23 protein-coding genes are annotated in these 24,874 nt (G+C 68.9%); 15 read left to right on the forward strand and 8 right to left on the reverse strand.

Going from position 1 to position 24,874, the window contains the following annotated elements; translation table 11 throughout:
• Positions 1 to 118: 118 nt before the first annotated feature.
• Both ACQKM2_RS08885 and ACQKM2_RS08890 read right to left on the reverse strand, forming a co-directional pair.
• The gene (locus tag ACQKM2_RS08885) at positions 119 to 1,234 is read right to left on the reverse strand and encodes a sugar ABC transporter substrate-binding protein (protein WP_427707829.1); all 1,116 of its coding nucleotides are present in this window, start codon (positions 1,232 to 1,234) and stop codon (positions 119 to 121) included.
• 117 nt (positions 1,235 to 1,351) lie between these two features.
• Positions 1,352 to 2,566: an ROK family transcriptional regulator gene (locus tag ACQKM2_RS08890; RefSeq protein ID WP_427707831.1), complete on the reverse strand. Its 1,215-nt coding sequence runs from the start codon at positions 2,564 to 2,566 to the stop codon at positions 1,352 to 1,354.
• 611 nt (positions 2,567 to 3,177) lie between these two features.
• Between ACQKM2_RS08890 and mgtA the strand changes: the two genes are divergently transcribed.
• From mgtA to ACQKM2_RS08905, 3 genes are read left to right on the forward strand one after another with little or no spacing between them, the layout of a single operon-like run.
• Entirely contained in the window at positions 3,178 to 5,898 is a 2,721-nt protein-coding gene (gene mgtA, locus ACQKM2_RS08895; protein ID WP_427707833.1) for a magnesium-translocating P-type ATPase, read from the forward strand.
• 39 nt (positions 5,899 to 5,937) lie between these two features.
• Positions 5,938 to 6,657, forward strand: coding sequence for an MgtC/SapB family protein (locus ACQKM2_RS08900; protein WP_427707836.1), 720 nt, complete (start codon positions 5,938 to 5,940; stop codon positions 6,655 to 6,657).
• A 59-nt stretch (positions 6,658 to 6,716) separates the two neighbouring features.
• Positions 6,717 to 7,598, forward strand: a complete 882-nt coding sequence (locus ACQKM2_RS08905; protein ID WP_427707837.1) for a hypothetical protein — start codon at positions 6,717 to 6,719, stop codon at positions 7,596 to 7,598.
• On the opposite strand, the gene ACQKM2_RS08910 is transcribed toward ACQKM2_RS08905, so the two are convergent.
• The 4 genes from ACQKM2_RS08910 to acnA all read right to left on the reverse strand — a co-directional run bounded on the left by ACQKM2_RS08910 (position 7,576) and on the right by acnA (position 13,964).
• Complete coding sequence (locus ACQKM2_RS08910; RefSeq protein ID WP_427707839.1) at positions 7,576 to 8,505, reverse strand: carbohydrate ABC transporter permease; 930 nt, start codon at positions 8,503 to 8,505, stop codon at positions 7,576 to 7,578. The two genes, ACQKM2_RS08905 and ACQKM2_RS08910, sit on opposite strands and share 23 nt — an antisense overlap.
• A 13-nt stretch (positions 8,506 to 8,518) precedes the next feature.
• Positions 8,519 to 9,466 carry a carbohydrate ABC transporter permease gene (locus ACQKM2_RS08915; protein ID WP_427707841.1) on the reverse strand — a complete coding sequence of 316 codons (948 nt, stop codon included), beginning with the start codon at positions 9,464 to 9,466 and terminating at the stop codon, positions 8,519 to 8,521.
• A gap of 37 nt (positions 9,467 to 9,503) precedes the next feature.
• Positions 9,504 to 10,928 (reverse strand): N-acetylglucosamine/diacetylchitobiose ABC transporter substrate-binding protein, encoded by a 1,425-nt coding sequence (ngcE, locus tag ACQKM2_RS08920; protein WP_427707843.1) that lies wholly within the window; start codon positions 10,926 to 10,928, stop codon positions 9,504 to 9,506.
• A 321-nt stretch (positions 10,929 to 11,249) separates the two neighbouring features.
• The gene (gene acnA, locus ACQKM2_RS08925) at positions 11,250 to 13,964 is read right to left on the reverse strand and encodes an aconitate hydratase AcnA (RefSeq protein WP_427707846.1); all 2,715 of its coding nucleotides are present in this window, start codon (positions 13,962 to 13,964) and stop codon (positions 11,250 to 11,252) included.
• 494 nt (positions 13,965 to 14,458) lie between these two features.
• Between acnA and ACQKM2_RS08930 the strand changes: the two genes are divergently transcribed.
• From ACQKM2_RS08930 to ACQKM2_RS08970, 9 genes are all read left to right on the forward strand, one after another.
• Positions 14,459 to 15,988: a helix-turn-helix domain-containing protein gene (locus tag ACQKM2_RS08930; protein ID WP_427707849.1), complete on the forward strand. Its 1,530-nt coding sequence runs from the start codon at positions 14,459 to 14,461 to the stop codon at positions 15,986 to 15,988.
• A gap of 633 nt (positions 15,989 to 16,621) precedes the next feature.
• Positions 16,622 to 17,545 (forward strand): hypothetical protein, encoded by a 924-nt coding sequence (locus tag ACQKM2_RS08935; RefSeq protein ID WP_427707851.1) that lies wholly within the window; start codon positions 16,622 to 16,624, stop codon positions 17,543 to 17,545.
• Positions 17,535 to 17,756: a hypothetical protein gene (locus ACQKM2_RS08940; protein ID WP_427707853.1), complete on the forward strand. Its 222-nt coding sequence runs from the start codon at positions 17,535 to 17,537 to the stop codon at positions 17,754 to 17,756. The genes ACQKM2_RS08935 and ACQKM2_RS08940 overlap by 11 nt, the downstream gene beginning before the upstream one ends.
• Before the next feature lies 1 nt (position 17,757).
• The gene (locus tag ACQKM2_RS08945; RefSeq protein WP_427707855.1) at positions 17,758 to 18,270 is read left to right on the forward strand and encodes a hypothetical protein; all 513 of its coding nucleotides are present in this window, start codon (positions 17,758 to 17,760) and stop codon (positions 18,268 to 18,270) included.
• A complete protein-coding gene (locus ACQKM2_RS08950) occupies positions 18,267 to 19,232 on the forward strand; it encodes a hypothetical protein (RefSeq protein WP_427707857.1) in 966 nt (321 codons plus the stop codon). The genes ACQKM2_RS08945 and ACQKM2_RS08950 overlap by 4 nt, the downstream gene beginning before the upstream one ends.
• Positions 19,233 to 19,427: 195 nt before the next feature.
• Positions 19,428 to 19,904 carry a hypothetical protein gene (locus ACQKM2_RS08955; RefSeq protein ID WP_427707858.1) on the forward strand — a complete coding sequence of 159 codons (477 nt, stop codon included), beginning with the start codon at positions 19,428 to 19,430 and terminating at the stop codon, positions 19,902 to 19,904.
• Between the two features lie 417 nt (positions 19,905 to 20,321).
• A complete protein-coding gene (locus tag ACQKM2_RS08960; protein ID WP_427707861.1) occupies positions 20,322 to 20,798 on the forward strand; it encodes a hypothetical protein in 477 nt (158 codons plus the stop codon).
• Positions 20,799 to 20,894: 96 nt separating this feature from the next.
• Positions 20,895 to 21,287 carry a hypothetical protein gene (locus ACQKM2_RS08965; protein ID WP_427707862.1) on the forward strand — a complete coding sequence of 131 codons (393 nt, stop codon included), beginning with the start codon at positions 20,895 to 20,897 and terminating at the stop codon, positions 21,285 to 21,287.
• Between the two features lie 364 nt (positions 21,288 to 21,651).
• Positions 21,652 to 21,831 carry a hypothetical protein gene (locus ACQKM2_RS08970; RefSeq protein WP_427707865.1) on the forward strand — a complete coding sequence of 60 codons (180 nt, stop codon included), beginning with the start codon at positions 21,652 to 21,654 and terminating at the stop codon, positions 21,829 to 21,831.
• Positions 21,832 to 22,233: 402 nt separating this feature from the next.
• Here ACQKM2_RS08970 and ACQKM2_RS08975 read toward each other — a convergent pair whose 3' ends face one another.
• Together ACQKM2_RS08975 and ACQKM2_RS08980 are read right to left on the reverse strand one after the other, a co-directional pair.
• Entirely contained in the window at positions 22,234 to 22,815 is a 582-nt protein-coding gene (locus ACQKM2_RS08975) for an HD domain-containing protein (RefSeq protein WP_427707868.1), read from the reverse strand.
• Positions 22,816 to 22,831: 16 nt separating this feature from the next.
• Complete coding sequence (locus ACQKM2_RS08980) at positions 22,832 to 23,830, reverse strand: XRE family transcriptional regulator (RefSeq protein WP_427707870.1); 999 nt, start codon at positions 23,828 to 23,830, stop codon at positions 22,832 to 22,834.
• Positions 23,831 to 24,137: 307 nt separating this feature from the next.
• Between ACQKM2_RS08980 and ACQKM2_RS08985 the strand changes: the two genes are divergently transcribed.
• The 3 genes from ACQKM2_RS08985 (at position 24,138) to ACQKM2_RS08995 (ending at position 24,790) form a co-directional block, all read left to right on the forward strand.
• On the forward strand, positions 24,138 to 24,317 hold the full coding sequence (locus ACQKM2_RS08985; RefSeq protein ID WP_427707873.1) for a hypothetical protein: 180 nt from the start codon (positions 24,138 to 24,140) through the stop codon (positions 24,315 to 24,317).
• Entirely contained in the window at positions 24,298 to 24,525 is a 228-nt protein-coding gene (locus ACQKM2_RS08990) for a hypothetical protein (RefSeq protein WP_361940286.1), read from the forward strand. Before ACQKM2_RS08985 ends, ACQKM2_RS08990 begins: the two co-directional genes overlap by 20 nt.
• Positions 24,526 to 24,631: 106 nt before the next feature.
• Positions 24,632 to 24,790 (forward strand): hypothetical protein, encoded by a 159-nt coding sequence (locus ACQKM2_RS08995; RefSeq protein WP_427707876.1) that lies wholly within the window; start codon positions 24,632 to 24,634, stop codon positions 24,788 to 24,790.
• Positions 24,791 to 24,874: the final 84 nt, after the last annotated feature.

Genomic DNA, 24,874 nt, shown 5'->3' on the forward strand with positions numbered 1-24,874 from the left:
CGAAAGGTGAGTCGCCTCTGTAGCGAATCGTTTCTGCCCGGCGCCCCGCGGTTGGCGGGGTATGAGGGGCGGGGCGCCGGGCAGGGCAGGGAGGTCGCGCAGGTGCCGCGACGGGGCCTTACTTGAGGCCGATGGTGGCGCAGGCGGCCGAGAACTTGTCGGTGCAGATCTCTTCGACCGTGTAGACGCCGTCCTTGACGACGGTGTCCTTGATGTTGCTCTTGGTGAGCGAGACGACCGGGATCAGCACGGACGGGACGCCCTTGGTGGTCGGGCTGTCGACCTTGTTGTTGATGATGCCGTCGATCTTCTCGCCCTTGGCGAGGGCGACGGCCATCTCGGCGGCGGCCGCGGCCTCGGGGGCGTACGGCTTGTAGACGCTCATGAACTGCTCGCCCGCCACGATCCGCTGCACACCGGCGAGTTCGGCGTCCTGGCCGGTGACCGGGGGCAGGGGGGACAGTCCGGCGGCCTTGAGGGCGGTGATGATGCCGCCGGCCATGCCGTCGTTGGCGGAGTAGACGCCGATCACCTTGTCCTTGCCGAGCGCGGTCAGCGCGCCCGCCATGTTGGTGTTGGCGTTCTCCGGCTTCCACTCCTTGGTGTCGTACTCCTTGCCGATGGTCACCTTGCCGTCGAGGACGGAGTGGGCGCCCTTCTTGAACAGCGCGGCGTTCGGGTCGGTGACGGAGCCGTTCATCATGACGATCTGGCCGTCCTTGGCCTTGTCGCCCAGGGCCTCCAGCAGGGCCTTGCCCTGGACCTTGCCGACCTCTTCGTTGTCGAAGGAGGTGTAGGCGTCGATCGGGCCCTCCGCCAGGCGGTCGTAGGCGACGACCGGGATGCCGGCGTCCTTGGCCTTCTTGACCGAGCCGGCGATGGCCTTGGCGTCGACCGCGTCGACGATCAGGACGTTCACCTTGTTGGTGATCATCGTGTCGACCTGGGAGTTCTGCGTGGTCGCGTCCTGCTTGGCGTTGGCGTAGACCACCTCGGCCTTGCCGCCGGTGAGATCGGCGATCTTCTTCTCGATCAGCGGCTTGTCGAACTTCTCGTAGCGCGCGGTCTGGTTCTCCGGCAGGAGCAGACCGACCTTGATCGCGTCACCGGTGGCGGCGGCGCCGGAGGGCTTCTTCTCGCCGCCCGCTTCCTTGGCGCTGCCACAAGCGGCCAGCGAAACGGCCATGGCGCCGGCGGCGACGGCAACGGCGGCTCTACGCATACGCGTGTTCATTCGTTGAACCTCCCTGACGAGGCCGCAACGCTGCGGCCGAGGTGGACGTGAGTCAACCCCGGCCGCGGTTTGCCGTCAAGGAGTGAATCCTTAACGAGATGACAACGGTGCCATCCGTTATCTACCTGAAGACATGGCGGCGGGGGCTCGCACCCCAATGCCATTTTCCGCCAAAAGCGTCGAATCGCCCATCTCGCTGAGTACGAGGGCCAGTGCGCCGAGTACTTCCGCGCGGTTGCCCAACGACCCCGTCAGGACCGACAGCTGGCGGGCGGCGCTCGGGATGGCGTACCGCCCCACGGACTCGCGGATCGGCGCGAGCACCAGCTCGCCGGCCTCCGCCAGCGAGCCGCCCAGCACGATCCGGCTCGGGTTCAGGAGGTTGCACAGGCTGGCCACGCCACTGCCGATGTGCCGGCCCACGTCGGTGATGACCCGGCGGCAGCCGGGGTCCCCGCCGCGGGCCAGCTCGACCACCTTCTCCATCGTCAGTTCCGGTCCGTGCGTGCCCTGGAGCAACGGCAGCACGTACCGCGCGGCCGCGAAGGTCTCCAGGCAGCCGCGGTTGCCGCAGCGGCAGACGGGCCCCGACTCGTCCAGGGTGATGTGCCCGATCTCCCCGGCCGTGCCGCCGGGCCCCCGGTAGATCTGGCCGTTGATCACCAGGCCCGCGCCCACACCGCTCGCGACCTTGATGTACGCCAGGTCGCGGACCCCCCGGCCGCTGCCCCAGACGAGTTCCCCCAGTGCGCCGAGGTTCGCGTCGTTGTCCACGTAGACGGGCACGCCCAGGCGCTGCGAGAGCTCCTGGCGCGGGTTGATCCCGGCCCAGCCCGGCAGGATCGCCGTCGAGCCCAGGGTTCCGGACTCCACGTCGATCGGGCCGGGGACGCCGAGCCCGACGCCGATGACCTTGTCGCGGGCCACCCCGACGCCCTGGACCAGCCGTCCGACCAGGGATTCCGCCCGGTCGAAGCCCTCCACCCAGGAGGCGTCCACATCCAGCGGCTCGGCCTCCTCGGCGAGCACCTGGTGCGCCAGGTTGCCCACGGCCACCCGCAGGTGGGTGTGGCCGAAGTCCACTCCGATGACGATGCCCGCGTCCCCGCTGAGCGAGACGCTGCGGGCCCGGCGGCCGCCGGCCGAGGTGTCGGTGACCTCGACGGTGCCGCTCTCCTTCAGTTCGCGGACGATGTTGGAGACCGTGGCCGCCGACAGTCCGGTGGTGCGGGCGATCTCCGCCTGGGTCAGCGAACCGGCGAGGCGCACGGCCCGCACGACTCTCTCCAGGTTCGCGCGATGCAGCGAGGACTGCGATCCGGGAGTCTGCACGACTCATCCACTCCTGCCCATAAGCGACGGCCATCCGTCGCCCCCCGGCCGGTATCGCGGCTGCGTGCTCCGAGACCCCGGCGTCTCTCCAACTTGTGAACCTTAAGTCGAGCCTTTGCCCACTCCGCCGTCAAGAGCCTGAGACAGAGCGAACCGGACACATAGCCCGAAAGTATGAACAAGGGCTGCCGAGATCGTGTTACGGTCGCTGAGGCGCCGGTCCTCTGCGGCCTTTCCGGCCGGACCGCGCGCCATGCCGTGACAGCGCTACGCGAGGAGGTGTTCGGGATGAGTCCCGATCGAAGTCCTCGCCGCGCCTGCGCCGGCTGACCCGCCGACCGTCCGGGCCCTCGCCCCGCTGATCGGCTGACCTTCCGCGTACGCCCACGGCCACGGCACCGCGCCGTTCCCGTGCCGCGCCCGCGCCGGCCCCGTTGCGGGACCCCGCTTCCCCTCTCCTTTCGCATGCCCCGACTCTCCTGTCAGGCATACGTCATCCGTGTCCGCGGCGCACCCCGTGGCGCTCCGCGCCACCCCGCGCCGCACATCGATCACTCCACGTCACCGCGCGGCTCCGCGCTGCCCGGACGCCGTGGAGGGAGGTATTCACCATGACCATGCTCACCCCTCGTACCCCCGCGAAGCTCGCGCCGCCGGGCCGCGGCCGCCGCGAGCGCAGGGCCGCCGAGCTCGAAACCGCCACCCGCCTGGCCGGCGAGCGCCTGGCCGCGATCAGCGCCCGCCCGGCCGTACGGGTCCTCCAGGACACCGACACCTCCCGGAGCGGCCTCACCCACGACGAGGCGGCCCGGCGGCTGGAGCGGCACGGCCCCAACGTCGTCGCCCAGGAGCGCACCCCGCTGTGGATCACGCAGCTCGCGAAGGCCTTCTGCAACCCCTTCATCGGCGTCCTGGTCTTCCTGGCCGCCGTCATGTTCTGGCAGGACCCGGCGGATCCCGGGGTCGTCATCCTCTCCGTGATGGTGGCGGTCAGCGGGCTGCTGCGGTTCTGGCAGGAGTACCGCTCGGGCCGGGCGGCCGACGCCCTGAAGAAGCTCGTCACCACCACCTGCGCGGTGCAGCGCCGGGCCGGCAGCGGATCGGCGCCCACCACCTTCGAGGTGCCGATGGACCGGGTGGTCCCGGGCGACCTGGTCAAACTGGCCGCCGGCGACCTGATCCCGGCCGACCTGCGGCTGATCACCTCCAAGGACCTGATGGTCGGCCAGGCGGCGCTGTCCGGCGAGTCGTTGCCGGTCGCCAAGGCCGACACTCGCGCGGAGGACCTCGGCCAGGACGCGACCACCGACCCGGTGGAGGCCGACAACCTCTGCCTGATGGGCACTTCGGTGACCTCGGGCACCGCCACCGGCGTGGTCGTCGCCACCGGCGCCGACACCTACTTCGGTTCCATGGCCGGCACCCTGGTCGGCGAGCGCCCGCAGACCAACTTCGACACGGGCGTGCGCAAGGTCAGCTTCCTGCTGATCCGCTTCATGCTGGTGATGGTCCCCGTCGTCTTCATGGTCAACGGCCTCACCAAGGGCGACTGGAACGAGGCCTTCCTGTTCGGCATCGCCGTCGCGGTGGGCCTCACCCCCGAGATGCTGCCGATGGTCGTCTCCGCCAACCTGGCGCGCGGCGCGGTCGCCATGTCCAAGCGCAAGGTCGTCGTCAAGCGGCTGAACGCGATCCAGAACCTGGGCGCGATGGACGTGCTCTGCACGGACAAGACCGGCACCCTCACCGAGGACCGGATCGTCCTGGACCGCTACCTGGACGTGCACGGCGCCGAGGACGGCGAGGTCCTGGAGTACGGGTACCTCAACGCCCACTTCCAGACCGGCCTGAAGAACCTGCTGGACCAGGCGGTCATCGACCGCGTCGACGAGGCCGAGGAGGTTGTCGTCGACGCACGGTTCTCGATGGTCGACGAGATCCCCTTCGACTTCGCCCGGCGCCGGATGTCCGTGGTGCTCAACCGCAACGGCATGGCGGGGGCCGTCGGCCGGCCCGAACACGTCATGATCACCAAGGGTGCGGTCGAGGAGGTCCTCGCCCTCTGCACCCACATGACCGACCGCGGCGAGAAGGTCGAGCTGACCGACGGACTGCGCCTCGCCGCGACCCGGATCGCCGAGGAGAACAACCGGCAGGGCCTGCGGGTCCTGGCGGTGGCCACCCGCACCGTCGCCGAGCCCCGCGACACCTACACCGTCGCGGACGAGGACGGGCTGACCCTGGTCGGCTTCCTCGCCTTCCTCGACCCGCCGAAGGCCTCCGCGGCCGCCGCCCTGCAGGGCCTGGCGGACAAGGGCATCGCGGTGAAGGTGGTCACCGGCGACAACGAGCTCGTCGCCGCCCGGGTCTGCGCCGAGGTCGGCATCGAGGTGGGCCACGTGGTCTCGGGCTCCGAGGTGGACGCCCTCGACGACGCGGAGCTGCGCGCACTGGCCGCCCGTACGACCGTCTTCGCCAAGGCCAATCCGGTCCAGAAGGCCCGGATCGTCCGGGCCCTCCAGGCCGAGGGGCACACCGTCGGCTTCCTCGGCGACGGCATCAACGACGCGGCCGCCCTGCGCGACGCCGACGTCGGCATCTCGGTCGACACCGCCGTGGACATCGCCAAGGAGTCGGCGGACATCATCCTGCTGGAGAAGGACCTGACCGTCCTGGAACGGGGCGTGGTCCAGGGCCGGACCACCTTCGGCAACACGATCAAGTACATCAAGATGACGGCCTCCTCGAACTTCGGCAACGTCTTCTCGGTACTGGTGGCGAGCGCGTTCATCCCCTTCCAGCCGATGCTCGCGATCATGCTGCTGGTGCAGAACCTGGTCTACGACATCTCCCAGCTGGCCACCCCCTGGGACCGGATGGACGAGGAGTACCTGCGCAAGCCGCGCAACTGGGACGCCAAGGGCATCTTCCGCTTCATGGTCACCATCGGCCCCATCAGCTCCATCTTCGACATCGCGATGTTCGTGATCATGTGGCACGTCTTCGCGGCGAACACGGCGGCCGAGCAGTCGCTCTTCCAGTCCGGCTGGTTCATCGAGGGCCTGCTCTCGCAGACCCTGATCGTCCACATGATCCGCACCCGCAAGATCCCCTTCGTCCAGTCCCGCGCCTCCTGGCCGGTGATGGCGATGACCGTCCTCGCGGTACTGACCGGGCTCTGGCTGCCCTTCTCCCCGCTGGCCCCCTCGCTGGGCTTCGTCGCCCTCCCGGCGGCGTACTTCCCGTGGCTGGTCGGCGTGCTGCTCGCGTACTGCACGCTCACCCAGCTCGTGAAGACCTGGTACATCCGCCGCTTCGGCACCTGGCTCTAGCCGCACGGAAGGACAGGAAGGAAGGAAGGAGGAAGGCCGATGACCCTCCTCACGCAAGGGCAGATGGCCGCACACCTCGCCGCGGCCCTCGGCTTCGGCTCGGTCATCGGCCTGGAGCGCCAATGGCGCGCGCGGATGGCGGGACTGCGGACGAACGCCCTGGTGGCGGGCGGGGCGGCGCTGTTCGTCCTGCTCTCGCAGTACGGCTTCCTGAGCGCCGTCTCCGAGGTGAACCACGACGGCTCGCGGGTCGCCGCCCAGATCGTCTCGGGGATCGGCTTCCTCGGCGCCGGGGTGATCATGCGGGACGGGCTGAGCGTGCGGGGCCTGAACACGGCCGCCACCCTGTGGTGCTCGGCGGCCGTGGGCTGCCTGGCCGGGGTGGGCCTGTTCGTCCTCGCCGCCTTCGGCACGGCGGGCGTGGTGGGGGCCAACCTCCTGCTGCGCCCGCTGGGCCGGCGCCTGGACCGCGAGCCGGGCGGCGGGGCGGAGGTGGCCGCCGACTACCACTTCGAGGCCGTGTGCCTGGAGGCGGAGGAGGCCCACATCCGCCACCGGCTGGTCGACGCCCTCACCCGGCCGGGCTACCAGCTGCGGGAGATCCGCAGCCAGGACGGTCCGCTGCCCGGCCGGGTGACGGTGTCGGCGCTGCTGACCGCGGAGGGCGAGAAGGGCCGGGCGCTGGAGGAGGCGGTGAGCAGCCTCTCGCTCGACCCGTCGGTCTCGGCGGTCAGCTGGTCGGTCGTCCCCGCGCAATGAATTGAACACGTTCAGCCCGGCTGGCAGTATGGGTCCAGGACGGTCGGCAGGGGGCGGGCATGCGTCAGAAACGGTCGTACGGGCGGGTCTTGGCGGTCTCGGTCCTGGTGGGCTACCTGGAGGTCGCGCTCACCGTCGTGGTGGCGCTGCTGTACGTACGGACCCAGCCGCCACCGGACACGCCGACCGACTGGGGCTGGGTCGGAGCGGGCCTCTTCTCCCTCGCGGGCCTCACCGGGGTCATCGGGTTCCTGCTGTCGCTGCTCTTCGTGCTGCCGGCGGTCGCGCTGTCCGACCTGCTCGGCCGCCGGCTCGGCGGGCGCGCGGCCTGGTGCTCCGTACCGCTGCTGGTGGCCGCCCTGCTGGCGCCGCCCGTCTGGGCCTTCGCCCGGTACAACGACGCGGCGACCCGCCCCGCGCTGGTCTTCTGGGCCGCGGCCACGGCCTCGCTCTCGGCGGGGGCCCTGGCCGCCCGGCCCCGGGGCGGGGGACTCACGCGCCGGGTGGCCCTGTGGGGCGGGGCGCTGGTGGCGGGGACGGGCCTGTTCGGCACCCTCGGGCTCGTCACCGGAGTGCTGCCCCCGTACGAGCCCCCGGTGATCGGCCCGGCGGCCCTGGCCGGCACCTGGTCCGACCACACCGGCAACACCCTGACCTTCACGGCGGACGGCCGGGTCACCGCCTCCGGTGTCGCCGAGCACTCCCCCGGCGACACCTCGGGCCGCACCCCGCCGGGCTGCTCGGGCACCGGCACCTGGTCGTACGAGCCCGGCCGGGACCCCTGGTCCCAGCGGGTCCGCCTGGACGTGCCGGGGTGCGACTGGCCGGCGTGGGGCGTCGGCGGCACCGCACGGGAGCCCAGGATCCACCAGAGGGTCGGGGGTCCCGGTTCCGGGGGGCTGTACCAGCTGCGGAAGGCTACTTCAGGGTCGCCGAGGTGAGGCCCGCCTGGATCTGGCGCTGGAAGGACAGGTAGACCACCAGCATCGGGATCATCGCGATGGTCACGCCGGCGAACAGCACCGGCAGGTCCGTCTCGTAGCCCATCTGGTACTGGAGCTGGATCAGGCCCTGGGTGAGCATGTACCGCTCGGGGTCGGACCCGCTCTGCGGCTGCATCAGCACCGAGGGCAGGATGTACTGGTTCCACTGGCCCAGGACGTTGAATATCCCGACGCTGATCAGGCCGGGCTTGGCCATCGGCAGCATCACCTGGAAGAAGATCCGGGTGTCGGAGGCCCCGTCGATCACCGCCGCCTCGTGCACCGCCGTCGGCAGGGTGCGGAAGAAGGAGTGCATGAAGAAGACGGTGAAGGGCAGCGAGTAGGCGACGTAGACCAGGATCAGACCCTGGTAGGTGTTGAGCATGTCCAGGCGCCTGACCATGAAGAACAGCGGTACGAGCGCCAGGAAGACGGGGAACATCGCCCCGCTGACGAAGAAGTAGTAGATGATCCGGTTCCCCCGGAAGGGGTAGCGGGCCAGGACGTACGCGGCCATCGAGCCCAGCAGCATCGTCAGCGGGACCGAGAAGGCCATCACGATCAGGGTGTGGCCGAAGTAGCCGCCGATGCCCTTGTCCCAGGCGCGGGCGAAGGCGTCGAAGTGCCAGTTGGAGGGCCAGCTGAGGGCCGAGGCGCCGATCTGGGTGTCGGTCTTGAAGGAACCGAGGGCCAGCCAGACGAGCGGCAGGACGATCAGTACCGCCCAGACGGCGAGGAAGCCGTGCGAGAAGACGTTGAGTACCAGGCCGTCGGAGCGGCGGCCCCCGCCGCCCTGGGCGCCCGGGCCGGCGCCGCCGGAGCGTCCGGCGGAGGACTCGCCCGGTGCCTTGATCACTGTGGTCATCGTGGACTCCCGCTCAGAACTCGATGCGCTCGCGGCGGGTGGCGCGCAGCGTGACGATGGAGAGGATCATGGTCAGGACGAGCATGACCACGCCCATGGCGCAGGCGTAGCCGCTCTTGCCGAAGTAGAGGAAGTTGCGCATCAGCACCGTGGCCATGACCTCGCTGTGGTGGTCGGGTCCGCCGCCGAACTGGCCCGAGGTCATGGTCGACACCAGGACGAACATGTCCATCGCGGCGATGCCCAGGTAGACCGCGGAGGTCTGCACAGAGTCCCACAGCAGGGGCAGCGTCACCCGGAAGAAGGTCTGGGCGCGCCCGGCGCCGTCGAGCAGGGCGGCCTCGTAGATGTCCTTGGGCACGGACTGCATGGCGGCGGAGAAGAGGACGAGGTAGAAGCCGACGCCGTGCCAGACCACCACGAGGAGCAGGCACCACAGGACGAGGTCGGGGTCGTTGAGCCATTCGACCGGGTGGGCCGGGTCGACCAGGCCCACCCGGGAGAGCAGGCCGTTGAGCAGGCCGCCCTCGTCGCTGCGGTACACCGCGCCGAAGAGCACGGCGAGGATCGCGAGGGAGAGGACCTGGGGGAAGAAGTAGACGATCTTGTAGAAGGCCGATCCGCGGACGCCCCGCACCCCGCCGGCCCCGCTGCGCCCTCCGGCGTTCACCATGAAGGCGAAGAAGAGGGCGAGCAGGATGGTGATCACGGGGACGAACACCAGGAGCAGCAGGTTGTGCCAGAGGGCGCCGCGGAAGACCTCGTCGTCCATCAGGGCGGAGTAGTTCTCCAGGCCGACGAAGTCGAACGTCGGCGACTGGCCCGACCAGTTGGTGAAGGAGTAGCCGAACGTCTGAACGTACGGCCAGATGACGAAGGTCAGGTACAGCGCGAGCGGCAGGACGAGGAAGCCGGCGATGAAGCCGGTGGTCCTTCCCCTGCGCCGGGCTACTTGGCTCATGGTGTCCGTCCCTGTGAAGCTGCCGGTGGACGTGGGGTCAGCTGCGGTGGTTGTTCTTGGCGTTGGGGTCCTTGGCAGCCTTGTCTACCGCAGCCTGGGCCCGCTTGATCCACTCCTTTGGCTGAATCCGCTGGGCCATCAGCTCATTGGACGCGTTCTGGATCTCGGAGTCCATCTCGCTGTACCAGTCGGGGTAGAGGTAGTTGAAGGTGTCCGCCCCGGCGGCCTTGACCGCGGCGACGGCGGACTGCGTGCCCGGCCGGAGCTTGACGCCCGGGTCGACGCCGTCCTTGACGACGGTGAGGGAGTTGGCCTGCTGCGCGAAGAGGGTGGACCACTCGCGGGAGAGCATGGAGCGCAGGAACTCCAGGCCGCCGGCCTTGTTGGCGGCCTTCTCGGGGACGACGAAGGCCTCGTTGGCGCCGGCCCGGATGGCCGCGAAGGGCAGCTTGCTGTCGGCGAGCACGGGGACCGGCAGGAACTTCATGTCGAAGTCGTCCGGGGTCTGCTTGAGCTGCTCGTTCTCCAGCCAGGAGCCGGAGGGGATGAAGGCGGCCTTGTACTGGTTCCAGGCGGTCTGGGACTCGGTGTGGGTCAGGCCGTTCGTGCCGGGCATGAGGTAGCCCTTCTCGACCACCTCGTAGACCGCCTCGACGGCGGCCAGGGCGGCCGGGTTGCCCTCGAAGGCGTTCGGGGCGAGGTTGTCGATGGCCTTCATGGCCTCCAGACCGCCCTTCTTGGCGATCAGGTCCATGATGACGACATTGATGTAGTAGGGGTACTTCCCCTGGTGGGCCAGGCCGCCGATGCCGGCCTCCTTGGCCTTGGCGCACACGGCCAGGAACTCGTCCCAGGTCTTGGGCTCGGTCCAGCCCTTCTCCTTGAAGAGCTTGCCGGAGTACCAGAGGCCGAAAACGGTGTACACGTAGTTGAGGGCGACGAACTTGCCGCCCTGGGAGCCCTGTTCGACCGTGCCGGGGATCAGGGTGTCGCGGACCTTCTTGGCCGGGTCGTCGAGCGAGGGGGAGTCGAGGAGCGCGGTCAGGTCGGCGAGCTGGCCGCCCTTGGCCAGGACGTCGATCTTGATCATCTGCGCGCCGGAGTCATTGAGGACGTCCGGCGGGTTGCCGGCGTTGAACCGGGGCTGGAGCTTGGCCGCGATCTCCTGGGTGGCCAGGTGGGAGCTGGTGGTGCCCCACTTCTTGTCGAACGCGGCCTCCCAGGCCTTCGCGTAGTCGTCGCCGAAACCGCCCTTGAAGATGACCACGTCGAGCTTCCCGCCCTTGGCGAGGCCGAAGGGGTTCTCCTTGGAAACGGCCCCCTTGTCGGGGCCCTTCGTGGTGTCCTCACCGCCGGAGGCGCAGGCGGACAAGAAGCTCATCGTCGGCACGCTGATCAGTCCGAGCGCTGCGGAACGCTTGATCAGATCACGGCGGCCGAGGCCCTCACCAGTGGATCCCATGCTCATGTCCTCGCCTTCGTCAGATGTGTGAAGGAGGCCGGAAACAGCGGCAGTTACCGTGCATGCGGGCATCACCGCAGGTCCCCCGGCTTCCCCCGGCCCGGGGCCGCTCGTCGCGCGGTGGCCCGGACGGGCACAGGTATAGTCCACTTCCGCTCGGCTGAGCAAGATCGTGCACAAGGATCGTTCCCGGCTTTTCCGAGTTGAGACCTGTCCGTTGCCTGGGACCGCCGCCGCGAAAAGCGGAAGGGCCGCACCCCCTTAACGGGGGTACGGCCCTATGGTGCCGACTGACGGCGGATCGCTCCGCCTGGCGCGCCCTTAGCCGCGGATGAGGTTCCGCAGGACGTACTGCATGATGCCGCCGTTGCGGTAGTAGTCCGCCTCACCCGGCGTGTCGATGCGGACGACCGCGTCGAAGGAGACACCGGTGTCGGTGGTGACCTTGACCGTGCGCGGGGTGGTGCCGTTGTTCAGCTCCTCCACACCGGTGAAGGAGAAGGTCTCCTCGCCGGTCAGGCCCAGGGAGGCCGCGGTGGCGCCCTCGGGGAACTGGAGCGGGAGGACGCCCATGCCGATCAGGTTCGAGCGGTGGATGCGCTCGTAGGACTCGGCGATGACGGCCTTGACGCCGAGCAGCGCGGTGCCCTTGGCCGCCCAGTCGCGGGACGAGCCGGAGCCGTACTCCTTGCCCGCCAGGATGACCAGCGGGATGCCGGCGGCCTGGTAGTTCTGGGAGGCGTCGTAGATGAAGGCGACCGGCGCGCCCTCGACGGTGAAGTCGCGGGTGAAGCCGCCCTCGGTGCCCGGCGCGATCTGGTTGCGCAGGCGGATGTTGGCGAAGGTACCGCGGATCATGACCTCGTGGTTGCCGCGGCGGGAACCGTACGAGTTGAAGTCGCGGCGCTCGACGCCGTGCTCCGTGAGGTACTTGCCGGCCGGGGTGTCGGCCTTGATCGCACCGGCCGGGGAGATGTGGTCGGTGGTGACCGAGTCGCCCAGCTTCGCCAGCACGCGGGCGCCGGCGATGTCGGAGACCGGGGTGGTCTCCATCGTCATGCCCTCGAAGTAAGGGGGCTTGCGGACGTAGGTGGACTCGGCGTCCCACTCGAAGGTGTTGCCGGTCGGGATCGGCAGCGCCTGCCACTGGGCGTCACCCGCGAAGACGTCCTGGTAGGACTTCGAGAACATGTCCTCGCCGATGGCGTTGGCCACGACGTCGTTGACCTCGGCCTCGGAGGGCCAGATGTCCTTGAGGAAGACCGGGTTGCCCTCGGTGTCGGTGCCGATGGCCTCCGACGTGATGTCCACCTTCATGGAGCCCGCGATGGCGTACGCGACGACCAGCGGCGGGGAGGCCAGGTAGTTCATCTTGACGTCGGGGTTGATGCGGCCCTCGAAGTTGCGGTTGCCCGAGAGGACCGAGGTGACCGCGAGGTCGTGCTCGTTGATCGCCTTCGAGATCTCCTCGTCCAGCGGACCGGAGTTGCCGATGCAGGTGGTGCAGCCGTACCCGACGAGGTTGAAGCCCATCTTGTCGAGGTACGGGGTCAGGCCGGCCTTGTCGAAGTAGTCGGTGACGACCTTCGAGCCCGGGGCCAGGGTGGTCTTGACCCACGGCTTGCGGGTCAGGCCCTTCTCGACCGCCTTCTTGGCCACGAGCGCCGCGGCGACCATGACGTAGGGGTTCGAGGTGTTGGTGCAGGAGGTGATCGCGGCGACGGTGACGGCGCCGTGGTCGATCTCGAAGGAGGTGCCGTCGGCCAGGGTGACCTGGGTCGGGCGGCTCGGGACGCCGTTGCTGGCGGCCGGGGCGTCGGAGGCCGGGAAGGACTCCTTGCCCGCCTCGTCGGCGTCGTCCACGTAGTTCAGGACGTCCACCGCGAACTGCTGGGCGGCGTTGGCCAGGACGATGCGGTCCTGCGGGCGCTTCGGGCCGGCGATGGAGGGGACGACCGTGGAGAGGTCGAGCTCCAGCTTCTCGGAGAAGTCCGGCTCGGCGGCCGGGTCCAGCCACAGGCCCTGCTCCTTGGCGTACGCCTCGACCAGCGCGACCTGCTGGGCGTCGCGGCCCGTCAGGCGCAGGTACTTCAGCGTCTCGTCGTCGATCGGGAAGATCGCGGCGGTGGAGCCGAACTCCGGCGACATGTTGCCGATGGTGGCGCGGTTCGCGAGGGAGGTGGCGGCGACGCCCTCACCGTAGAACTCGACGAACTTGCCGACGACGCCGTGCTTGCGCAGCATCTCGGTGATCGTGAGCACCAGGTCGGTGGCGGTGGTGCCGGTCGGCAGCTCGCCGGTCAGCTTGAAGCCGACGACGCGCGGGATCAGCATGGAGACCGGCTGGCCGAGCATCGCGGCCTCGGCCTCGATGCCGCCGACGCCCCAGCCGAGCACGCCGAGGCCGTTGACCATGGTGGTGTGCGAGTCGGTGCCGACGAGGGTGTCGGGGTACGCCTGGCCGTTGCGGACCATGACCGTGCGGGCCAGGTGCTCGATGTTGACCTGGTGGACGATGCCGGTGCCCGGGGGGACGACCTTGAAGTCGTCGAAGGCGGTCTGGCCCCAGCGCAGGAACTGGTAGCGCTCCTTGTTGCGGCCGTACTCCAGCTCCACGTTCTGGGAGAACGCGTCCTTGGTGCCGAACTTGTCGGCGATGACCGAGTGGTCGATGACCAGCTCGGCCGGGGAGAGCGGGTTGACCTTGGACGGGTCGCCGCCGAGCTCCTTCACGGCCTCACGCATGGTGGCGAGGTCCACGACGCAGGGGACGCCGGTGAAGTCCTGCATGATCACGCGCGCCGGCGTGAACTGGATCTCCTGGCTGGGCTGCGCCTGGGAGTCCCAGCCGCCGAGCGCCCGGATGTGGTCGGCGGTGATGTTCGCGCCGTCCTCGGTGCGGAGCAGGTTCTCCAGCAGGACCTTCAGGCTGTAGGGAAGGCGGGCGGCGCCCTCAACCTTGTCCAGCCGGAAGATCTCGTACGACTCGTCGCCCACCTGCAGCGTGCTGCGGGCGTCGAAGCTGTTCGCCGACACGACAGTCTCCTTCATGCATGATCTCGCGCGTATAACCGCAATCCTGCCGCCACGCCCTGTGGCCAATCCGCTAAGGTAAGGCTAAGTTAGGTAACCCTTACCAGCGGGGGCGGCTGCGGTACGCCTTCGGCAGATATCTCGATGTCGAGATAACTCTAGTACATGTCGGGGGGCGGGCACGAGGTGCGCACCTCGCGCCCCGCCGGAGCCGTCCACCGGGCGGCCGCTCCGGCATGCCCGGACACCGCCCGGCGGGACCTCACGGACGCGGACACGGCTGTCGCGATCACACCCCAAAATCCGACAACCGAAACAACTGGCACTCCACCCCCCAAAAGATCGGCATACCGATACAAAGGGGAGTTGGCGCCGGCGCCGGTGGAGTCCGCGCGGCGCAAGCGCTGTTGGGCCGTACGAGCAATCTGACGGGTCGATAACACCCGTCCGCCACACCCCAGGCGATCCACATCTCATATCTGAGATACGGTGCACCCATGGCAGACGACTACCTCGTACGCATCGGCAAGCTCATCCGTGACGCCCGGCAGCACCGGGGCTGGACGCAGAGTCAGCTCGCGGACGCCCTCGGCACGAGCCAGAGCGCCGTGAACCGCATCGAGCGCGGCAATCAGAACATCAGCCTTGAGATGATCGCCCGAATCGGTGAAGCGCTCGACAGCGAGATCGTCTCCCTGGGCTACGCCGGGCCGATGCACCTGCGCGTCGTCGGCGGCCGCCGCCTGTCCGGCTCCATCGACGTCAAGACGAGCAAGAACGCGTGCGTGGCACTGCTGTGCGCCTCCCTGCTCAACAAGGGCCGCACGGTCCTGCGCCGGGTCGCCCGCATCGAGGAGGTCTACCGCCTCCTGGAGGTCCTGAACTCCATCGGCGTCCGCACCCGCTGGATCAACGACGGCGTGGACCTGGAGATCGTCCCGCCGGCCCGCCTCGACATGGACGCCATCGACGCCGACGCGGCCGTCCGCACCCGCAGCATCATCATGTTCCTGGGCCCGCTGCTGCACCGCCTGGACCACTTCCGCCTGCCGTACGCCGGCGGCTGCGACCTCGGCACCCGCACCATCGAGCCCCACATGATCGCCCTGCGCCGCTTCGGCCTGGACATCACCGCGACCGAGGGCATCTACCACGCGAAGGTCGAGGCGGGGGTCTCCCCCGACCGCCCGATCGTCCTGACCGAGCGCGGGGACACGGTCACCGAGAACGCCCTGCTGGCCGCGGCCCGCCACGACGGCGTCACCGTCATCCGCAACGCCTCCTCGAACTACATGGTCCAGGACCTCTGCTTCTTCCTGGAGGCACTGGGCGTCAAGGTCGAGGGCATCGGCACGACCACCCTCACCGTGCACGGCGTCCCGGTCATCGACGCCGACGTGGACTACTCCCCCTCCGAGGACCCGGTCGAGGCGATGAGCCTCCTGGCCGCCGCGGTCGTCACCGAGTCCGAGCTCACCATCCGCCGGGTCCCGATCGAGTTCATGGAGATCGAGCTCGCGGTCCTGGAGGAGATGGGCCTCGACCACGACCGCTCCGCGGAGTACGTCGCCGACAACGGCCGCACCCGCCTGGTGGACCTCACGGTCCGCCCCTCCAAGCTCGAAGCCCCGATCGACAAGATCCACCCGATGCCCTTCCCCGGGCTGAACATCGACAACGTCCCGTTCTTCGCCGCCATCGCCGCGTCCGCGCAGGGCAAGACCCTGATCCACGACTGGGTGTACGACAACCGGGCCATCTACCTGACCGACCTCAACCGCCTCGGCGGCCGCCTCCAGCTCCTGGACCCGCACCGCGTCCTGGTCGAGGGCCCCACCCGCTGGCGCGCGGCCGAGATGATGTGCCCGCCGGCCCTCCGCCCGGCGGTGGTCGTCCTCCTGGCCATGATGGCGGCCGAGGGCACCTCGGTCCTGCGCAACGTCTACGTCATCAACCGCGGCTACGAGGAACTCGCCGAGCGCCTCAACTCGGTGGGCGCGCAGATCGAGATCTTCCGGGACATCTAGGGATCGCGACATAAGGTGACCAAGCAGGCATTACAGACACCTCCTCAAAAGTGGCTGCTGACCTGCGGAAACACCTTCCGACACCTCTCGACGTCTTCCAGTGGTTTCCGCCCCCTTGTGCGAGAACTGTGCAAGGGGTGGCCGATTCAATGGCGGACCGTCAACTGCGACGAGGCCCCGAAACCCTTCACAGAGGGTGACGGGGCCTCAGTCATTTCGAACTCGTTTGTCCAGAAATGCGCAGGCCATGGGTGCCATCCGGGATCTGATGAAGTGTTTGACGCTACCCAGAGTGGGCGGTTAGCTTCACGTCCGTAGCTGCGTGGGTCCCTCATACGGGTCACCTGGGCTGCTTCACGACGCCCAGGGCCGCGACAACGAGAAGAGGCCCGCTCCACCGGGGACGGCTCGCAACCGTCCCGTCCAAAGTGGATCGGGCCTCTTCAGTGGAGCGACCTCCACCTTGCGCCCTTCGCTGCGTCAACAGCTCCGGGTGCTTTCCACGGAGCAACCCGTGAACACGCCTATTTTGGCATGCCCTGATGCGGCCGTGCCACCAGACAGCCCGACTTCTGGGGCCGAACTCGTCACCCCGGCGCCCTGCTGGCCCGCGTCCGCTCCGGCGGTGGCGCGATGAGCTACGGCGCGGGTATCCAGCGCGGCCCCATGGCGGCCGACAACTTCACCCAGATCGCCAACGCCCTCTTCCGGGACCGCCGGATCAGCTTCAAGGCCAAGGGCATCTTCGGTCTGATCTCCACGCACCGCGCCGGCTTCACGGTCACCGTGGCCGCCTTGGTGAGGTCGAGCACCGACGGCAAGTCGGCGGTCACCACCGGACTCCAGGAACTGGAGAAGTTCGGCTACCTCGAACGCGGCCAGGAGCACAACGACGACGGCACGTTCGGCGAGGCGCGGTACCGCATCACTGACGTCCCCGCCCACCTCTTCGACCTCCTCGGCGACGACGCGACGGGCATGCTCGATCGCGTACAAAACCGCAGGTCGGAACCGTTGGACGATTTTCCGTCAACGGATGATCCGGCGACGGGTAATCGGACCACTAAGAAGAACAACCCCAAGAAGACCAACCAGCAGAAGACCAAGACCCGTCCGTCCGTCCGTACCGCGAGGGTCCCCGCGAACGACGCCGAGACGGAGGGACGGACGGATGAGTCCGCCGCCGAGGAGAAGCCGCCGCAGGCTCCGCCCCGCGCCGCAGTAGCCCCGACCGAGGGGGTGCTGCTGCTGACCGCGTTCGGCAACGAGCTGCCCGCCTTCCGCCTGACCGGCAAGACGCTCCAGGACCAGGGCCGCATGGTCGATGGCCTGCTGGCTTCCGGGTGGAGTCCCGAGCAGATCCGCGACGTGGTCGCCGGCCGTCCACTCCCGGAAAAGATCACCACCAGCGTGGGCGCCATCGTCTCCAGTCGCATCGGGCGACGCACACCACTCCGTCGACTGGGACCGCGTACGCGCCACGGTCCGGCGCCTGCGCCCGCTCCGCGCTCTCGCGGTGCTGAGCGTGGGCCTGTTCCCGGCGGTCGTGTGGTCTGAGCAGGTCGCCCTCCGCCTCGCCGAGGAGAGGTCCGTGCACACCGCCTTCGCCGCCGCGTTCATCACCTCCCTCGCCTGCGCGGTCGGGTTCGCGACCGGGGGAACGGTCCGCCGCTGGATCTCCTCCCTGGTGCTCTTCGCGGCCGTAGGCGGAACGCTCCTCGCCGAGCCGACCCGCAACCTGATCGCCATCTGGATTGTGGGAGCCTGAGATGGACCTGATCGAGTTCACGCACGCCGTCACCCGAGCCAGCGCCGGGTTCGGCTTCTTTCTTCTCGTGGTGACCGCCGCGGCCGTGTTCTACGGCAACGGGCGCACCGTCAAGGCGCTGAAGAAGCGCCGCATCTGGCTCCCCTGGGTGTCCTCCTTCGCCGTCATGGTCCTCGCCTCCGCTGTGTCCGGCGGGTACCTGGGCAAGGTCTCCGCCGGGTTCACCGGCAGCAGCAACAAGCTCGGGGCCGAGGTCGGCAGCACGGCCATCGGCCAGGAAGGCGCGGGCGCGGTCGAGATCCATGTCACCGAGGTGCTCAGCTACTCCGGATCGTGGATCGCCCTGTGCGCGGTCGTCGTCTGGTGCCTGTTCCTCTGGTTCGCGAAGGGGTGGGGGGAGCGGGCTCTGGCCCTCTCCGGAGCTTCCTGGGGCATCGCGACTTCCCTCGGTGGGGCCGCCGCCATGATCGGCGTCCCGCTCGTCTCCTGGCTCGGAGAGCAGGTCATCGGATGAGCGCCAAACCGGGCCCCCTCATCACCCGGACCACAGCCGGCGCCGGGCACATCGCCGTGTTTCTCGCGCACTGGGCCGGCGGTCACACCATCAGCAGCGAGGAGCTTCTCCGCCGCGTCATCAAAGCCCGCGCCGAAGCCCACGCCGAAGCGGTGGAAGAGCACCAGCGCGACGCCCGGCGCGCGCACAAGAAGGCCACCAAGCTCAAGCGGATCGCCGCTGAGGACGGGGGACTCGCCCCCGCCGCACAGTCCGACCTCACCGGCGCGGAACACGAGGCCCGGCGCCACGAAGCTGCACTTGCCGCCCTGGGCGACTTCGAGATTTCCGACGTCGACCCGGGGCAGGTTGGGCACCTCCGCAAGAAGCACGCCGTCTTGCGCTGCATCGCCCTGGCCATGCCCGTCGCGGGGGTCGCCGCGGGCTCGTGGCTGCTGGACGGGGTGGTGCTGCTGGTCTCGACGCTCGGGGGCGTCACTGCCTGTTTCGCGCGGGGGTATACCCCGTTCGAGCTGTCCGTCCGCCCCGTCCCCGCCGAGGTCCTGGCGGAAACCGCGCGCCTGGTCGTGGAGGCCGCCGAGGAGGACGAAGCGGAACCGGTGGAGGAGATCGCAACCGACGACCTCGGAGCCTGGAGGCAGACCCTGCGCGTGTTCGTGGAGCACGCGGTGGCCGCCGCGCATCTGGAGCGCAAAGGGGGAGTCCTCGCTGTGGATCTCCTCCAACGGTTCCAGGGTTCCGGCCTGTTCCTGGACAAGACCCCCGACGCGTTCCCCGCCGTCCTGCGCTCCGCCGACATCCCCGTGAAGAAGATCAGCGTCAACGGCGACAAGGCCCTTGGCGTCCAGTACACGGACCTGACCGCAGCACTCAAGCGACTGCCCCAGCTTCCCGTTCACCTGGTGCCCGACCTGACCCAGAAGACGGGGGAGGAAGAGCCCCTCCCCCAGAAGACCCCCTGACCCCGGGTACACGTGGTACTCGCAGGTCAGGGCGTACCGGATACCGCAGGTACCGCTTTCCCGATCCTGTCGGAAGGGCCCTTCTCATGTCCGTCTCACCACTGCTATCGACCAATAGGCGGTTCAACAAACTGTGTATCTTGATCGCCGCCTGACCGTGATCCGGCCAACCCGAACGCCATGGAGGATCCTGAGATGACCACGCCCCTGCCCAACACCCTCAAGGGCGTGCGCGACGCCCTTGCGGCCGGAGAGGGGTACCCCGAGGATCTCTCCGCCCTCGACAGCGACGTCAACCGAATCGTCAACGCCTACCGCAAGCGGATAGAGGCCAAGCAGCGCGAGGAGCGCTTTCAGGAGGAGATCCGCGAAGAGTTCCAAATCGATCCCGAAGCGGACCCCGACGATCCCGAGACCCAGCCACAGATCACCTCCACCCGACAACTCTTCGGTGCGCTCGGCAAGGCCATGGGCACCGCTTGGAAGGCGAGCCGGGCCGAGAGCGCCGTACGTGACCTGCGCTCCCAGAAGGAGAAGGCGCAGGAGGAGTGGGAGCGGCTCGGCCTGATGCTGGAGGCGGATGTACCGGTCCGCTACCAGGATCTGGCATGGCGCGAGGTGAAGCGGCACCTGCGGAAGGCCGGCCCCGTCATCGGCCAGTTCGTGAAGTGACGTCCAGCAGACATTCGGCCCCCGCCCCGGCATACCGCTGGCCAGCGGGGGCCTTTGTCGTTTTCGGTGCAGTTCGCCACCCACTCCGGGTGGATCGCCTGAACTTACATCACGGCTCGATATGCACCGCCGGCACAGATTGACATTCTGTTTAAGCTGAGCGGCGCTCACCTTCTCCCACTGGGCCAACACCCGTCCGGCCCTCCCCGTTTCGACAACGAAGGACCCGTGTTGAACCCCAGGTTCGTCCCCATATCGCTTGTTGCGCTCGCCGCCCTGGCGCTGTCCGGCTGCGGCCCTACCGAGGGCAGCGCCAAGCCCACCGCGGACGTATCGCCCACGCTGGCGCCGAACACGTCGGCGCTCTCGTCCCCGTCGCCCACCGCGCAAACCGTCGACCTTTCCTGCGCCGGTCGCATGTCGTCCTACACGAAGGTTCCGCTCTCGGCGGACTACCGGGTTCTCAAGCCGGGGGACACCGCCAGCGGGAAGAAGTTCGACATCACGGTGAAGGAGGTCACGGACCCCTTCACGATCGGCAACGAGTACACCCGCAAGGGCAAGGAAGAGGCCGGTAAGCGCGCTGTCGGGCTGGCCCTGTCGGTCACCAACAAGACAGGCGAGCCTCAGAAGCTGGACGAGCGCATCTTCAGCGCGGCCGTGGACGACGACCTGAACTGCGCCCCCGTCTCCCCCATGTGGCTCATGCTGAGTGCCGCCGACCCCAAGTACAACGCGTACAGCGCTGAGCCGCTGGACAAGAACCTGGGCGCGGGCAAGACGACTGACCTGCACCTCGTGTACGAGACCGGCAAGGACATCAAGAAGCTGACGCTGTACTTCATCGGGGGCTCCGAGACGGCTCCTGAGATCGCCTCCAGCGTCGCCCTCTGACGTGCAGCCATCAAGTCGATAGCCCCACTCTGGCCGATTGGGGCTTCCTCATGCCCGCGGCGGCGACGCGCGGAACGAAATCGAAGCGAGGAGCGCATGGCAGAGATACTCGTCCTCAAGCTCATGGACTACCCCGGCTGCGTGCCGGACGACGACTACGCCCAGCGGCCCGCGAACGGCTGGAAGCCTGGCCTTCCCGATGAGGACATCATCGAGCTGAACCGCTGGTGCTGGGACGTCGGTGTCAAGCGCGGTGCCGCGTGCTCGCACGTCCTGTTCTGGCACACCGGCAAGGTCCGTGCCATCGCCGAGATCACCGGCATATACGGCCCCTACGAGCAGCACCGCGACGGGAGGATCCTGTCGAAGAAGGCCATCGAGGTGAACCCGCTCGGACCCGGCGACGAAGCGTACGAGCGCTGGTACGACCAGCCCGTCCCGCAGATCGACGACGGCAAGCGCAGCGTCGTGCGCTACTTCACCCCCTGACACCGGAATCAGCCCCCGCCCCATCACCGAGCCGGCCAGCGGGGGCTTCGTCGTTTCTGGCGCGGGTCTGGATAGATCAGTGTTCAAGATCTATCGTGCGCGGGTCCCGCAGGCATCTTCCCCGGAGGTACGTGTGCAAGAGGAAAATTCGACCCGCACCAAAGCCCCCGCCGTCGTTGTGTGCTCGATCATCGGAATCCTCGGGCTCATGCTGACCGCCGCGATTGTTGCCGACTCGGGAACGGAGGCAACTGCTTCTCCGAGCGCGACACCTGCCCCTTCCTACTCTTACAGCCCGCCCCCGACCCCCCTCCGACTCCCCGGTACCACTCCCACCCCGAAGCCGACGGTTTCGATCAGCTTCGTGGACAGGGTCCTCGCACGGCATGCCTGGGAGGAGCTGACCCCTTCCGAGCAAGGAGAGAACTGCCGGATCTACCGGCAGAACGGCGCGCTGGCCTACGGCCTCGCCCTCATCAAGGCCGGTAAGACGAAGGAGGAAGCCGCCGCCCTGATCGACCTGGTCGACAGCGAGTGCCGCTGACCGAGGCCGCGCAACCGGACCCGGCCCGGCATATCGTCGTGGAGCAATCCGCAGCGTCCCGGAAGGCCCTCGATGCCCACTCCGCCCTACCCGCGCCGGCCGCTCGTGCCCGAGATCCCCACCGCTCCATCCGTCGCCTGCCTTGAACCGTCCGGGCGCTGGACGATCCTCGACCGGTGCCCCTGGTGCGGCTCGCATGAGACCCACGCCGCCGGGACGGGCGAGGAGCCGGAGTTCGGGCTGCGGCGTCCCCGGTGCCGGACGGGGGCCGCGTACTGGGCGATGCCGGACTGAGCCCCGCGTCATCGCGCAGCAGCCGTTCCCTCTTGGTGGCCGTCTGAGGGAGCCCGAAGCCCCTGCTCTGACCGCGCCGGCTTGCGGGGGTTTCGTGCATTCTCGGGGTCACTGGCCCAAGTGCTTCTTCCGCCACTCCAGCGGCGACATGTTCAGGGCCTCCTCGGCCAGGGCCTGCGCGGACGCGGTCTTGAGGCTGGCCAACGATGTGTCGATCCAGTCCTGAACCAGCGTGTTGCCCTGCGCCCGGTACTCCACCGCCTGCACGAGGCACTCCAACTTGTCCGCGTCCTTGGCCACGATCGCCTCGGGGGTGTCGTTGGCCTCGTACGCCTCGACCACACGCAGCACACCGGAGCGAACGGCAGGGTGTACGCGGGCCACCTGATCCGCGGTGACCTCCACATTGCCGACGACGTCGATGTAGCGGCGGCCGATGTGCGGGATGTCCCCGATCCGGGTCTCCTGGGTGTCGTGGAAGAGGCACATCAGGGCGACCTTCGCCGGGTCCACGCCTTCCATCATGGCCAGCACGGCACCGATGATGCCCACGCGGAACGAGTGGTCGGCGATCGACTCGGGGTTGTTGTTGCCGGTGAACCACCACCCGGTCCGCTTGGCCTGCTTCATGACGCCCATCTCGAAGATGAACGCGGCCGTTCCCTGCGCGTTCGCCGTCTCGTCTGCCATGTGTTGACCTCCGCTCTCAGGTGCGATCACGCAAAACGTAATGCACCGCGCTCAGTTCGTGCCGCGACCTTTCGGAGATCACCCGCCCGTCCAGTAGCCGCTCGGTACGCTCCTCCAGGTCCCGCACCAGCACCCCCGAGGCGCGGGGCAGCCAGGGGTGCGCTGTCAGCAGAGCCCACAGCGTGTGGGCGTACAGGTCCACGTATCCGGGCGCGTAGTGCAGCCCGTAGGTCAGCCCCCTCAGCAGCGTCACCGGATCCCAGCCCGTCAGGTCCCGGTCGCGCATGAACCCGTCGTCGGCCTGTGGAAGGCGAACGCCGCCGAGCCAGTACGCCCAGTAGTTCAGGTTCGCGGCTTCCGCCGTGTCATCGCCGGCCAGCGACCGCTCGATGAAGTCGAGCAGCGGCTGCGGGTCACCCAGCCGGGCAAGTGCCGTTGCCGTGGACCGGGCTTCTGCCCAGTGTTCCGACCATCCCCGGCGGCCCAGCACTCCCCGCCGGGCGTGCAAGGCGTGCGCCGTCCACGATGCGGCCCCCGGCCCCCGGTCGTACGACGCCAGATACAGGGCCTGGCGGTGCAGCAGCACCCCGCCCTCACCGCGCCGGGCCGACTCGGCCGTCTCCCGCAGGTGCTCGAAGAACTGGCCGCGCTCTCCCGCACCCAGCAGTGGAGCCGACGCGGAGGGGCCACGGCGGGGAGCCGGGATCCGCCCCGCCAGAGCGGGCGGCGGTGTACCGGTCAAGGCCCACGCCAGCATGTGCGCGGTGTCCCTGGTGTGCACCCACGACGCCAGCGGATGAAGCCCCATCTCCACCGGCGGATCGAGTGCGGCCCCGATGATCTGGTCTGCGTCCATCGCGGGATCGAGCAGCCCCACCACGCCCGCGTCCGCACCCAGGACCCCAAGACGTCGCCGCAGACTCAGCAGAGCCCCGGCCTTCATGTTCGCCAGTGGTCGCCGACCGGACTCCCAGCCCTGCAAAGTGCCCAGGTCCACGCCCAGCGCCTCCGCCATGGCCGCCTGCGTGCGCGGGATGCTCTCCCGCGCCAACCTCAGCACAAAGCCCGCAATCGCTCCTGTGGCCGCACGTCCCCGTGCGGGCGGTGTACCCGCCATGCCCAGCCCCCGACGACGCTCCGTCCCCCAACACGTACTGCCAGTCAGTCCTATCGCGTCCCCAGCGACCGTACGTTCAAGACGCGGAAACGGACAGGACCCAGAAGGGGAAAGGCCGTTGACGTCCCCCAAGCAGCGGGCCGCGGGCCCTCATCCTCGCGCCGTCCTGCGGTCCGCTGCGCCCCCGTCGGAGAGGAGCAACGCCATGAGCACCCCCTCCCTGCCGCGCCGGAAGCCCGGAGCCAGCGGACGCACCCTCGCCATACAGGCATCCGCCCCCGGGGCGCCTAGCCGGGCCTTGCGCGTCCGCGCGGCCGGCGGCTGGGAGAAGTTCATGCGCCGCTCCGACTTCGAGGGTGGTGACCGTGTCCCGCCCCGCCCGTGAGCGCCAGCGCCAGACGGTGCCCGGCTGGGTGTCCGAGGGGACCGCGATCAAGGACCCGATCGAGGGCAAGGACGGCATCGTCCAGTTCATCGGCGAGTGGGAAGACCCCCAGACCCGCGTCGTGATGGCCAACGCCGTCTTCGCCAGGCCGCCCGGCGGCGGGGTGGAGTGGGTGATCAAGGACCCGTCCAGCCTCGAACGGGGCTGACCGCCAAAGACTCCCGCCCCGCTCTCCTACGGCCCGGGGCGGGCCGCACCACACTCTGCACCGCAGCGGTGCAGGGGATGCTCTCTCGCGAAAGAAAGTACCTCCTATGTCCGAAAGCATCCAGGTCAGCAACCTGACGCGTCGGCTGGACCACTCGGTCCCGGACGGCGTGTTCGAGCCGGAGGTGGCCGTCCAGTCCCTGACCCGGCGCCTGGACCACTCCGTCCCGGACGGGGTGTTCGAGCCGCAGACGCCCGCCGTCTGACCCCAGCTCGAACCTGATGCCGCCTGACTGACGGCATGGCGGGCCGACTCGGAGCAGACAGCCGGGCCGGCCCGCCGCCATTTC

The sequence above is a fragment of the Streptomyces sp. NPDC004126 genome (genome assembly GCF_050275515.1).
Lineage (GTDB): Bacteria > Actinomycetota > Actinomycetes > Streptomycetales > Streptomycetaceae > Streptomyces.